Source organism: Membranihabitans marinus, from assembly GCF_019802045.1.
GTDB classification, from domain to species: Bacteria; Bacteroidota; Bacteroidia; order Chitinophagales; family Saprospiraceae; genus Membranihabitans; species Membranihabitans marinus_A.
In genome coordinates this window covers 73,112-85,242 of record NZ_JAHVHU010000004.1, presented here as the reverse complement: position 1 = coordinate 85,242, position 12,131 = coordinate 73,112, and the positions used below count along the sequence as shown (strand labels likewise).

Sequence of the window (12,131 nt, the reverse complement as noted above, 5' to 3'; positions counted from 1 at the left end):
GTACAAGTATTGATGAAATTTATCTTTTGTGCTTGGATTTTCGACGGGACTGGCCATTCTTCGATCCATTTTGTTTTCCTTTTTTCCGGTTTGCGAAAAAAGCTTGACGTCGACGGGCTTTCTCTTTATTCCATTCTTTGCGTTCTGCCGCAGTCATTGGTTTTTCGGTCTGAGGAAATGGATTCTCGTCCACCACTTCAATCTTTTGTTGAATCAGTTTCTCTATATCCCGAACAAAAGCATTTTCTTCCGGTTCACTTATAGAAATCGCAATTCCTTCCTCACCAGCACGACCTGATCGGCCAATCCGATGGACATAGGTTTCAGATTCGTTGGGTATATCATAATTAATCACATAACGCAATTTATCAATATCAATCCCCCTGGAAGCGATATCAGTGGCAACCAACACACGCACTTTACCTTGCTTAAAATCTTTAAGCGCCTGCTGACGCTGGTTCTGCGATCGATCCCCGTGTATGGCAGCGGCCCGGATCTTTTTCTTTGACAAATTCCGGGCTATTCGATTGGCCCCGTGTTTGGTTCGAGAAAAGAGCAACACCTGATCTTTTTGATCATCCTCCAAAATATGAAGCAATAGATCGTTTTTAGTTTGCTTGTTCGTGTAGTAAATGTATTGCTGTACGGTATCCGCTGTTGTCGTTTCGGGAGAAACTTCGATCTTCACCGGGTTCGTCAAAATACTTTGTGACAACGTAATAATATTGTCAGGGATCGTAGCTGAGAAAAACAGCGATTGTCTTTTACGGGGTAAATAATCGATGATTTTACGAATATCGTGGATGAATCCCATGTCGAGCATTCGATCGGCCTCGTCCAACACAAAAAATTTCACTTGGCTCAAATCAACAAATCCTTGTTGTATTAAATCAAGTAACCTTCCGGGCGTGGCGGTCAGAATGTCAATCCCTTTTTGTAATTTTCTCACTTGTTGATTCTGATTAACACCCCCAAAAATAACCGTGTGCTTTATATTCGTGTATTTACTATACGAGCGGATACTCTCATCGATTTGCAATGCGAGTTCCCTGGTGGGACTGACAATCAATGATAGGATTCCGTGGTGATGCTTATGCAATTCTTTATACCGGTTCACTTTCTGAATAATGGGCAATGAAAAAGCAGCTGTCTTACCCGTACCGGTTTGTGCACAACCGAGGATGTCCCGGTCATCGAGTATATGTGGAATAGCTTGTTCCTGAATAGAAGTTGGTTCTTCATAGCCTTTTTCGGAAAGTGCCTGAAGAATAGATTTACTGAGATTAAGATCTGTAAAAGTCATTGAATGAGTTTATTTCTTGGATGTATGGATGCGTTTCTGTTTTCAGAAACCTGTAAGTCCTTCGTTGTGTTAACGGATTCGAATTGAAGAATGAAAGGTTACGCTTTCTGACTTATTAAAAGGCAATGCTTTTAAAACATGTAAGCAATTGAAATACAGCAAGATGTGTCAAATATTAAATTAATTATTGCGGCAAAGGTACTTTATATATTTTATTTATTACACTGATTTGCGTTATTTAAAGTTCAAAGTTATCGTCGTGTCATTGCCACAGGGATCCCGGACCGTCAATTCAAAAGTGTGCGTGTCACCATTCCGATACTTGTCAAATTCCCGGAAAATAAGCCGGTTGTTTTTATCATCCGCTTCCACCAAGGTCCATTCGCCATCCACCGTGGCAGAATAATCCAGTGCCGAAAAGGAATGCATATTGTCCGTCACCGTAAAATACCACAATGAATTGTTCTGTCGCATCAATTTCACTTCAGGGGGTAATGTATCTTTCGCCAGACAATAATCACCCATTCTGGAAATTCGCGCTGCAAAATGATCTTTTTCCCGAATGGTCTTTACTGCCCGGAAATTGGCTCCATCGCACTGCGCCAAAGTCCACTTGCTTTTGTCCTCCAAAGGTAGGTTTGATTTCAATAATAGCAGTGGACGTTCATACAGCGGAAGCTGGTTTTCTGTCATATGAATCATTCGTTTCTTATCGTTGTCACGAACCACTTCTTCTTCGAAAATATACAATCGTTGGTCCCGAACAAACGTACCCGATGGAATAATTAATGAAAAATGATCGAGATCTATCCGACTTGATTCAGACGCATCGATCTTGTAATTGTACATCACGGCATAATCAATGGATGGGTTTTCTACGCGTCGGATCGAAAAGGTCAGGGAGGATGTATTGCCTTGGAAGTCGGCTGCTTTCACCATATAATTTTGAGTCTGGAAAGGGTAGGGCCGTATCAGTCCGGCATTTTTATCGTCTATTTGAGATAATGTTTCATTATTCGTAAATCGAAGCATGTGATAAACGGCTTTGGAATCAGCAGACCGGATGTGATCAATGTGCTCCGGATAGTATTTTCGATCGTCCCTGCTTAGAGAATCAAAAACGGACTGGTAAACCAAGGAACTGTCCCGGTATAATTCCAATTTATATACTCCATTCCGGTTATAAGTTTTCTGGTGCAAATCCACGACATCCACAGCCAAAGAGTATTTAAAAGAGTTGAGAACCAGGTCACCTGCGGTGTATTTTCCGCCCCCCAAAGATCTAATCCCGATGGTTTTTTCGCGGAACTCCCGGCCTTGGTCATCGTGGTAATTTATTTTAAGATTTCTAAACTGTGGCGGCGTATCATCCCGGACATCAGGTAAAGATCGAAGGGGGTTGTACATCGTGCCCGATGGATGCCGCACCTCAAAGTGCAAATGTCGTCCGAAAGAATGGCCTGTATTTCCCATAACGCCAATGACCGTCCCCCGGGTTACCGGGAACTCGGTAGAGTCTAATTCAATCGATACTGAAAAGTTTTGCCTATCATATTGGGCACGACGCACTATGGAGTCAAGCGCAGGAATAAAATGGTCCAGATGTCCATACAGCGATTGATACCCGTCTTTGTGTTGTAGAATAAGCGCATTGCCGTACGATCCGCCCCGGACCAGGATTTCCTTCACAAATCCATCGGCGACGGCCAGGATATTCTGTACCGGAAGATTGGGCTTGATGTCCGTTCCCGCGTGGTAGTGAGATCCACGTAACTCACCGAAAGTGCCTGAAAGAAGCACCTCACCTTCAATAGGAGATTGCCAATGAATGGGTTGCGCATTACTTGTAAGGCTGAAAAACGAAACCGAAAGGAGGAGAAAAACAAACACTTTGAGCCCCCCCAAAAGACGTCTTTTTTTAAACTTTCGCATATCTACCTGCTCCATATTCTTTGTAACTCTGTTTTCAATGAATCGATGGCTGACCAATGGTCGGTCTGACCACTTTCTACTTCAAGCATCTTTTTATGATACATATCTTTCATCGCGGGGTTTGATTCCAGAAACGTTAAAAAAGCTTCCTGCCACGCTCGATCAAACCAAAAACGCTGCTGATTCTGAGACAATGGTTGCGCAGATGTCTGCAGAAGGTCTGACATCAAAGAATTGAGAGACTCCGTGTTGAGAGCTGAAACTTCATAAAATTCAACTTTGTTGTCCTCCGGATGAATCGATCGGACCGTTTGTTGCAACATAGCAGCGGTCCTTCGGGAACCGTGGGGATCGATATCAGATTTGGTGACAATAACGCGGTCAACTACTTCGAGAATACCTCGTTTAATGCCCTGTATTTCATCACCGGAACGGGCCATCGTCAGGTACCATACCTCATTGACCAGGTATTTTACTTCCAATTCGGACTGGCCAATGCCCACAGTCTCGACAAATATAAAATCATACCCTGCGGCTTCGCACAGTTGAATAGTCTCCCAGGTAGTTAAGTTGATTCCGCCCAGAACGCCTTTTGAAGGACTGGGACGAACATATACCTCTTCCATGTGTACCAGGTCAGTCATCCGTAATTTATCGCCCAGAATGCTCCCTCCGGATTTTTTACTCGACGGATCAATAGTCAATACAGCAATGCGATGGGATGAGCCGCCCAACCTGGAAACGCAGGCATTGATGAATGTACTTTTTCCTACACCCGGACTACCTGTAATCCCGATTTTCACCGAAGGTACACGCATATTTTGAATGGATCGCAATAACTGGACTTTACCATCCTGATCTTCTTTCCGCTGACTTTCCACCAAAGTAATTGCCCTGGATAGCGCTCTGACATTCCCTTTCGTCAGACCGCTTCGCAATTCCTCTATTTCATCTCTGTGAACCATTCTACAAATATGGTTATTATTTATAATATATCATGATTTCAAGAAGCTTTTGAAGCTAAATTTCCTGGTGACAATCAAAACTTTACCGGTGCTTTTGAGTTACCTATGATTATTAAGGCAATGGAGATACAACTATTGTCGGTTCATATTACATGAATCGGCGTCCGCATCGTTTCATGCCTGCGACGGACATCGAAGCTGGAGCACATGAGAAGGCTATTTTATAATCTAAAAAGGAAAATTTGAAAAAAGAAGCGATTATTTTTGACATGGACGGGGTGCTGGTGGATACCGAAAAACATCACAAAGAAATAGAACACGGGATATTCCAGGATTTGGGTATTACGATTTCCGAAAAAGAACGGGAACCCTACATTGGAATGGCAGCAGATGAGCTTTGGGCTGCAGTCATAGACCACTATAAACTCGATCGTTCTCACCACGAACTGTTAGACATCAATAATCAACGGATTTTAGATTATTTCACGAACAAGGTTGATTTGCAGCCCATTGACGGAGTTATCCCTGTACTTGATTGGATTAAAAAACACAAAATCCCCTTGGCCGTGGCATCTTCTTCTTCCAGCATCGTGATCGATGCACTACTGAAAGAAACCGGTTTGGACAAATACTTTGCAATCAGGGTGGGGGGGCAAACCGTTGAGAAAAGCAAACCAGAGCCTTACATTTATCTACACACAGCAGAACTGCTTCAGGTCAATCCTGAGCGTTGCTTGGTCATCGAAGATTCGTCGAATGGTATTGCTGCAGCCAAAGCAGCGAATATGTATTGCGTGGGCTATCGGGGAACCGGATATTCGCAGCAAGATCAGAGTCACGCGGATGAATTAATTAGCCATTATGATGAACTTATCCCCCGGTTACAGAAGGCCTTTGAGACGACTTAATATCAACCCGGTTTTGGTCATTCCTATCTTATAGGGCACCACCCCTAAAGGAATGATCTGTTAGTAATTAAAGAGACAAACGGTGGTAATGCCTGCCACACTGCATGCCTTTTTGAGGAGAAAATCAAGGTGAAATCTGGATTGCGTGCCGCAATTGTGATTTGAATTCAATTCGAAGTACCAATAACATCACCACCCCACATATTTTGGCGGGGCAATTGCATTCAAACGCAAATAAACGATCAATTGCCCCCGGTGATGCGTGGCGTGATCATGCATAAGATTAATAATCTGCCGGTGCGTTTTGGGTCCGGCAAAGAATTTGGTTGTCCTGTTTAACGTTTCTTCCGTTTCTTCGCCGATAGCTTGGCTGGCATAGTCGAAGGCAGATTTCAGAAAATGGCGAACCACAGAAGGCGATGCCTGATCCAGAGGCTTTTCTGGGATTTCCTGGTTAGTAAACGCGAGCTGATTTCGGGATAGGTTAATCATATTTTGTGCAGCATGAACCAACTGTTCACCAAAGGTCATGGATTTAGGGGTCGGTTTAAAATCATACAGGGAATCCGGCATCAATGCTGCGATATCCTGGAAGTATTGCGCACTGTGTGACCATTTTTCTTTGATCTCAGCAAGGTAGGATTGCCCATACAATCCAGAGCAGGTAAACAGTAAAACGACCACTATGAGTCCTTTCATACGATGCAACATATCTATTATATTTTAGATGGGTGAGATTCATCCGGTGTTCTATCCTTGCACTGGAATAATATCTACAAATAATTGACTTGCTAAATGTAGTTAAAAATTATTATTTTTGCCGCTTATTAGTAATCGTGATTTGGAGTTGAATATCAGCAAGACTGCAACTTGCCAACGATCATGCAAAACCAGAATCCTATGAGTTTACACAACCGGATAAACCGAAGTGAATTAAAACAAAAAATGGAAGGGTCCAAAGAGCCCCGGATTACGTTGTCCTTCTATAAATACCACCACATCGGTCACCCCTCACTTTTTAGAGACCATTTATTCCAATACTTTTCTAGCCTGGATATTCTGGGCCGTGTCTATGTATCTGTGGAAGGAATTAATGCACAAATTTCCGTACCCCAAAAGAACTGGGATCAGTTTCGCAAAGAACTGGGTCAGGAAATCACCTTTTTGGAAGGTGTGCGGCTCAATATAGCTTTGGATGATGATGGAAAATCATTTTTTATGCTGAAGATCAAAGTCCGGGATAAAATTGTGGCAGATGGATTGAATGATAAATCATTTGATGTGACGCGTCGGGGTAAGCATTTATCCGCGGAAGAAGTCAATGCAAAAATTGATCAGGAAAACGCTCGGTTTGTTGATATGCGGAATCACTATGAGTGGGAGGTTGGTCATTTTGAAAATGCACTCTTGCCTGACGTTGAAAATTTTCGAACCGCATTACCAGTCGTCGAAGAAATGCTCAAGGAAGAAAAAGAAAAACCCATTATAATGTACTGTACGGGAGGGATCCGATGTGAAAAAGCCAGCGCGTATTACCTCCATCGCGGGTTCGAAGAAGTATACATGGTCGATGGTGGAATCATAGAGTATGCACGGCAGTGTCAGGAAAAAAACCTCGAAAATAAGTTCATTGGTAAAAATTTTGTTTTCGATGAACGATTGGGTGAGCGGATTTCCAACGAGGTGATCGCACAATGCCATCAATGTGGGAAAAAATGTGACACGCATATTAACTGTGCCAATGACGCTTGTCATATCCTGTTTATCCAATGCGATGAATGCGCTCAAAAATACGCACAATGTTGTTCTCGCAAATGCCAGGAATATATGGCGTTGCCCGAGGAGAAGAAAGATAAATTAAAGAACAAAATTCAATTTAATGGGACGGCTTTTGGAAAGGGACGCTATGATGCTTTGAAAAAGGATGAGCCACTTATAATTGATGGTTAATCGTTAATGTCAAACCTTAGGCGCGTCCACGTACAAGTATAAGACCTGGTTGAGATATCTATACAATCGGATTATTGAATACCAATCCTCGTTCAAAAAATAAGATCATCAGAGCGTAAGAATTTACATGCTGTCGTCCTCCACACGATTTTATTAGCCAGCATGAATTGAACAATTTCAAGGATTATTCCGGCCAGTATTCTGTCATTTTCGTACGAAGAAAAGCGACACTCCGTTCCAGTTGATCAAAACCATCTACACCATCTTCGATACTGATCCAGCTGTCAAACCCTTTGCTTTTCAGCTCTGAAAATATCGCGTCGTAATCATTCAGCCCCTGACCAATCTCACCATGGCTTAGTCTGCGGGCATAGCCTTCGGCGCCGCCTTCTTCTTTACGTAAATCCTCAATGGTACCTGATGTAAGATACCGGTCACTCGCATGCATGGTGACTACGCGATCAGAAACCCGCTTTAGGAGTTCGATCGGATCTTCACCGGCCAAGTAAGTATTACTGGGGTCATAATTCACGCCAAAATTGGGATGATCTATCCGGTCAACCAGTGCGCAAAATACATCCATCTTTTGTGCAAATTCCGGATACTTCCAAAAATCGTCCTTGTAGTGGTTTTCAATGATCAGGGTGATGCCTCGTTCCGCTGCATAAGGAAGGCATTCCTCGATGCACTCTGCCGCTAAAGAAATGCCTTCTTCGATCGATAACTCGGGCCGCCGCTGACCGGACAACACCCGACAAAATCCACCTCCGAGCTCATCGGTCATCTCAATCCAATATTTTTGTTTGGCGATTTCTTTGTCCCGAAAGGATCGTTCCGGATGAGTGAAATCTGGTGAACAACAGAGCATGGGTATGACCAGACCTTTATCTTCGACTTGTCGACGAAATCCAGCCCAATTTGAACGGTCTTCCATTTCAAGGAATCCGGCGTACCACTCCAATCCATCGATATCCAGTGTGGATGCCAGCTCGATCCATTCAGATAATTTCATCGACCCATCTTTGCAAAGGGCGGTCATATACGCTTTAGGGAAGGCTGCTAATTTTGGCACAATTTTTATTTTTTAGGTTGTTATCCGTAATTGAAGTCTAATTGACTATTTTTAATTCAAACTTTAAATATCATCCTTCGGTGCATTCCGGCCAATCATGGGGTACTGTTCCAGTTCTACAACCTGTCCCGTAATCGGTCCACATTCATCAGAAATCCAGTAGATTACCGAGTTAGCAATCTCTTCCGGCCATATAATCCGTCCTGCAGGTGCATACATAGAAGGCAATTCTTTGTACCAGTCATCCGACATCCCATGTGATCTTTTCCGTTCAATTTCTTTTTCTGTCAATATCCAGCCAGGATTGATCTGGTTCACCCGGACACCGTGTTCTCTGAACAGTGCGTCTCCCAAGTTTCTTGTCATGGTCATCATCGCCCCTTTGGACATACTGTATGCCAGAAGGTTAGGTTCCCCAGCCCAGGCATTAACGGAGCCGATATTCAAGACAGCCCCGCGGTTTTCAGACAATTGCTCTAATGCCTCTTTGATCAGAAGAAAAGGAGTGAAAGTATTGACACTAAAAACATCATTTAATAAAGAGGCATCCGTGGTATCAATGTTAGATGAAGCTACGAATGCGGCGTTATTCACAATGATGTCCAGTTTGCCAAAGTGATTGACTGACTGATCAATAATTCGTCGTGCTGATGCTCCATCCGACAGATCATCAAGAACCAGCAAAGTTTTATTCACACCCAGTTCTTTCACCACGTCTTCGCCGGACGACTTATCGCGACCATGAACGATGACTCGTGCACCTTCTTCCACACATTTTCGGGCGATGGCTTTGCCTATACCTGTCGTACTCCCGGTAACTAACACAACTTTATCTTGTAACCGCATATGCTTTTATAAATTTATTCTATACTGATCCGTTTCACCCTACGCATTCTCGTTTTCACTTCGAGCCTCGAACTTTCAACCATTAGCTTATGATTTGAGAACACTTTTCACCACTTCACCATGATGCATTTTATTAAATGCTTCTTCCCAGTTTTCAAGATCCCATACGCCTCCGATGATGGGAGAGACATCCAATTGCCCATTTTCCATAAGTGCTATGACCCGTTCCCAGATCGGCCAATTGTGACTAAAACTTCCCTGCAAGGTGACATTTTTTTGCACCAATGGATCCAGTGAAAATTGCAAAGGATCCTTTCCCCAGCCTACTTTGGAAATATGTCCGGCTGGACGTACCAGGTTCAAAGCCATTTTGAGTGTAGCACTGACCCCGGCCGCATCGATGATGCAATCCGCGCCCAGTCCGTCCCGTTCCATAGCCCAGTCCGTAGCATCACCCACAATGGAAGTGACGCCGTACGTTTCTGCTACTTTTAGACGGGACCTATCGGCTTCCAAGCCCACAATTGCTACATCTCCACCATATAACTTTGCCATCGCAGCACACAATATTCCGATCGTCCCCGGTCCTATAACCAATACCCGGTCCCCCGGTTTAATGGAAGCATTTTCTACCACCGCATTGAATGCAACACAGCACGGTTCGGTCAAACAGGCATGCTCAAAAGGTACTGCATCAGGCACCGAATGCAGACAGCGGGCAGGCACACGAACATACTTTGTCATCGCGCCATTCACACCGTAACCAAATCCTTTCCGTGTGGGATCCAGATTATACAATCCCTGCCGCGACATCGGATTATTGGGATCAATCACTGCCGCCGTTTCACTCACTACACGATCGCCTTCTTTCCAACCGGTCACGCGGTCACCCAAAGCTACAATGCGTCCCCCAAATTCATGCCCCAGCACCACCGGGTAGTTCACCGGCCAGCTGTGATCGGCCGTCCACTGGTGCAAGTCACTACCGCACACCCCCACATTGGCCATTTCCAGCAACACATCTTCCGAGCCAATCTCAGGGGTCGGAATATCCCGCAATTCAACAGAACCTTTTTCAGGCGCATAATTTACAACAGCGATACTATTCATATTTTTCTTTAGAAGTTTAAAATGTTCAGGTGTTAGGCCATGGAGATTTCACTACTTCGCAGCCATTTTTGATTAATAATCAATAATTAAGAATTTTTGCCGTGAATTTTCTCACAGATCAATCGCAACGAGGCTTCCAGATCACCTTCGGCTGTCTTGAAAGCATCAGCGTCAATGGTCAAGGGCGCACCCAGGACAACCAAAGGCGCTCCATAATCCGGACATTGTATAGCCTGTTCCAGGCTCAATCCCCCGACCGCCTGCACGGGAACAGATACGGCTTCCACGACTTCACGCAATTGATCCAGCGGGCTCGGCATCCGGTGTCCTTGGGCTGCGATTCCCCGGCGTTCATCATACCCGATGTGATGAATTACGTAGCTACACCCCAGGTCTTCCAGCCTTCGTGCACCAGCCACCATATCGGGGCACGCCAGATTATCTCCCATCACCTCCGCCCCAAAGTCTTTTCCAGCCTGAACCACACATTTTATCGTTTCTTCATGCGCACGCGCCATGACTACGACATGAGTTGCTCCGGCTTTAGCCATCATTTCTGCCTCCAGGTAGCCGCCGTCCATGGTTTTTAGATCTGCGACAATCGGGGTGTCCGGGAATGCTTCCCGCAGTTTGCGTACGCCGTGTAAACCTTCTGCCAGAATCAATGGGGTGCCGGCTTCCAGCCAATCAACACCGGCACGCATGGCCATAGCGGCTGTTTCCAGAGCTTCATCAATATTTGTCAGGTCGAGAGAAATTTGAACAATGGGTTTCAATAGTATAGATTTTTGATTATAAACAATACAACCGTGTTTTAACCGGTGTGCAACACCGTTTTATTTACAAACACGGAACAAATATGCAGGATTAGCGACACAATCAATATTGGTTTTATGACTATAGTTAATATTATTTTGTTGTTTTGAATTCCATAATTAGATTCGATGAAATAGCGCCAACAATCATGATCCGCATAGGTATTGAGGAAACGGTTCCTTTCACACCAAATAATCCCCATTTGCTATATGGTCCCAATCGTTGATGTCCTGCCACCCACAGATTAAAAAGGGGAGGGTTGATGCCATTTCATAACCCAAAACCTGAAAAGTCACTCACTGCAATTGGTAGATAAGTCGATGATCCCCCTCGATTTTTCAATCACTCTACTTCGGATTATTTTTTAAAAATTGATGTAAAAATACGGGATTTATACTAAATATTATTAATTTTGATAATATAATCATGTCACTTTATTATGGAGGTTTTGGAAAAACAAGAAGACACGCAAGCCCAAAAAACACGTATGGATCATTACACCCTCAAAATGAAGAATGCCGATATCTACCAAAAAGACTATTTGGTCTTGAGTAAGGTAAATCTTCAGATTGATCCCGGAGAATTTTTATTTCTGATCGGAAAGACCGGTTCTGGTAAATCTTCTTTACTCAAAACTATTTACGGAGCACTTCCGCTACAAAAAGGAGAAGCCCAGGTCGCCGGCTATGATCTTCAGTCCATTCGACGGAAAGATTTGCCATTTATGCGTCGGAAGCTGGGAATGATCTTCCAGGATTTTTTGCTTCTGGATGACCGGACGGTTTATGACAATTTGGCTTTCGTATTGAAAGCAACCGGATGGAAAGACAAGAATGAAATTGATCGAAAAATTGCCCAATCGCTGCAAGAAGTTGGAATGAAATATCAGGCACACAAAATGCCACATCAGTTGTCCGGCGGAGAAAAACAGCGATTAGCCATCTCCCGAGCGCTCATCAATAGCCCGGAACTCATCATTGCTGATGAAGCCACCGGAAATCTGGACCCGGATACCTCGATGGAAATATTGCAATTAATCGTCAATCTTCAAAAAAGTCACAATACCTCTATTATTTTTGCCACCCACGACTACACGCTCATTGAAAAGAAATATGATGCACGCGTATTAAAATGTGAAAAAGGTCAGATTGTCGAATTGTAAATTGGTAATTGAGTGTTGTTAATGGCAGTACCGGAGCCCACCGGTTGTGGACCGCTGACTTTAAACA

General features: G+C 43.8%; 11 protein-coding genes. 3 read left to right on the top strand and 8 right to left on the bottom strand.

Annotated features, from left to right (window positions below; translation table 11 throughout):
* Positions 1-19: 19 nt before the first annotated feature.
* From KUV50_RS03330 to KUV50_RS03320, 3 genes are all read right to left on the bottom strand, one after another.
* Positions 20-1,303, bottom strand: a complete 1,284-nt coding sequence (locus tag KUV50_RS03330) for a DEAD/DEAH box helicase (RefSeq protein WP_222578676.1) — start codon at positions 1,301-1,303, stop codon at positions 20-22.
* Between the two features lie 234 nt (positions 1,304-1,537).
* On the bottom strand, positions 1,538-3,235 hold the full coding sequence (locus KUV50_RS03325) for a M23 family metallopeptidase (protein ID WP_222578675.1): 1,698 nt from the start codon (positions 3,233-3,235) through the stop codon (positions 1,538-1,540).
* A gap of 2 nt (positions 3,236-3,237) precedes the next feature.
* Entirely contained in the window at positions 3,238-4,200 is a 963-nt protein-coding gene (locus tag KUV50_RS03320; protein WP_222578674.1) for an ArgK/MeaB family GTPase, read from the bottom strand.
* Positions 4,201-4,442: 242 nt separating this feature from the next.
* On the opposite strand from KUV50_RS03320, the gene KUV50_RS03315 reads away from it, so the two are divergent.
* The gene (locus KUV50_RS03315) at positions 4,443-5,108 is read left to right on the top strand and encodes an HAD family hydrolase (RefSeq protein ID WP_222578673.1); all 666 of its coding nucleotides are present in this window, start codon (positions 4,443-4,445) and stop codon (positions 5,106-5,108) included.
* Positions 5,109-5,297: 189 nt separating this feature from the next.
* Here KUV50_RS03315 and KUV50_RS03310 read toward each other — a convergent pair whose 3' ends face one another.
* Positions 5,298-5,819, bottom strand: coding sequence for a DinB family protein (locus tag KUV50_RS03310; protein ID WP_222578672.1), 522 nt, complete (start codon positions 5,817-5,819; stop codon positions 5,298-5,300).
* 189 nt (positions 5,820-6,008) lie between these two features.
* Here KUV50_RS03310 and KUV50_RS03305 point away from each other — a divergent pair, with 189 nt between their 5' ends.
* On the top strand, positions 6,009-7,058 hold the full coding sequence (locus KUV50_RS03305; RefSeq protein ID WP_222578671.1) for a rhodanese-related sulfurtransferase: 1,050 nt from the start codon (positions 6,009-6,011) through the stop codon (positions 7,056-7,058).
* A gap of 184 nt (positions 7,059-7,242) precedes the next feature.
* Here the strand turns inward: KUV50_RS03305 and KUV50_RS03300 are convergent, their stop codons facing one another.
* The 4 genes from KUV50_RS03300 to KUV50_RS03285 all read right to left on the bottom strand — a co-directional run bounded on the left by KUV50_RS03300 (position 7,243) and on the right by KUV50_RS03285 (position 10,862).
* Positions 7,243-8,130: a sugar phosphate isomerase/epimerase family protein gene (locus tag KUV50_RS03300; RefSeq protein WP_222578670.1), complete on the bottom strand. Its 888-nt coding sequence runs from the start codon at positions 8,128-8,130 to the stop codon at positions 7,243-7,245.
* 63 nt (positions 8,131-8,193) lie between these two features.
* Positions 8,194-8,976: an SDR family NAD(P)-dependent oxidoreductase gene (locus KUV50_RS03295; protein WP_222578669.1), complete on the bottom strand. Its 783-nt coding sequence runs from the start codon at positions 8,974-8,976 to the stop codon at positions 8,194-8,196.
* Between the two features lie 87 nt (positions 8,977-9,063).
* A complete protein-coding gene (locus KUV50_RS03290; protein WP_222578668.1) occupies positions 9,064-10,086 on the bottom strand; it encodes a zinc-binding dehydrogenase in 1,023 nt (340 codons plus the stop codon).
* Positions 10,087-10,172: 86 nt separating this feature from the next.
* Positions 10,173-10,862: an orotidine 5'-phosphate decarboxylase / HUMPS family protein gene (locus KUV50_RS03285; protein WP_222578667.1), complete on the bottom strand. Its 690-nt coding sequence runs from the start codon at positions 10,860-10,862 to the stop codon at positions 10,173-10,175.
* Positions 10,863-11,389: 527 nt separating this feature from the next.
* Here KUV50_RS03285 and KUV50_RS03280 point away from each other — a divergent pair.
* Positions 11,390-12,064 (top strand): cell division ATP-binding protein FtsE, encoded by a 675-nt coding sequence (locus tag KUV50_RS03280; protein WP_222578666.1) that lies wholly within the window; start codon positions 11,390-11,392, stop codon positions 12,062-12,064.
* Positions 12,065-12,131 lie beyond the last annotated feature (67 nt).

Coding starts and splice junctions, on each gene's coding strand:
- KUV50_RS03305 (WP_222578671.1), top strand. CDS start 6,009: ATGAGTTTACACAACCGGATAAACCGAAGTGAATTAAAACAAAAAATG.
- KUV50_RS03320 (WP_222578674.1), bottom strand. CDS start 4,200: ATGGTTCACAGAGATGAAATAGAGGAATTGCGAAGCGGTCTGACGAAA.
- KUV50_RS03290 (WP_222578668.1), bottom strand. CDS start 10,086: ATGAATAGTATCGCTGTTGTAAATTATGCGCCTGAAAAAGGTTCTGTT.
- KUV50_RS03295 (WP_222578669.1), bottom strand. CDS start 8,976: ATGCGGTTACAAGATAAAGTTGTGTTAGTTACCGGGAGTACGACAGGT.
- KUV50_RS03330 (WP_222578676.1), bottom strand. CDS start 1,303: ATGACTTTTACAGATCTTAATCTCAGTAAATCTATTCTTCAGGCACTT.
- KUV50_RS03325 (WP_222578675.1), bottom strand. CDS start 3,235: ATGCGAAAGTTTAAAAAAAGACGTCTTTTGGGGGGGCTCAAAGTGTTT.
- KUV50_RS03310 (WP_222578672.1), bottom strand. CDS start 5,819: ATGTTGCATCGTATGAAAGGACTCATAGTGGTCGTTTTACTGTTTACC.
- KUV50_RS03280 (WP_222578666.1), top strand. CDS start 11,390: ATGGATCATTACACCCTCAAAATGAAGAATGCCGATATCTACCAAAAA.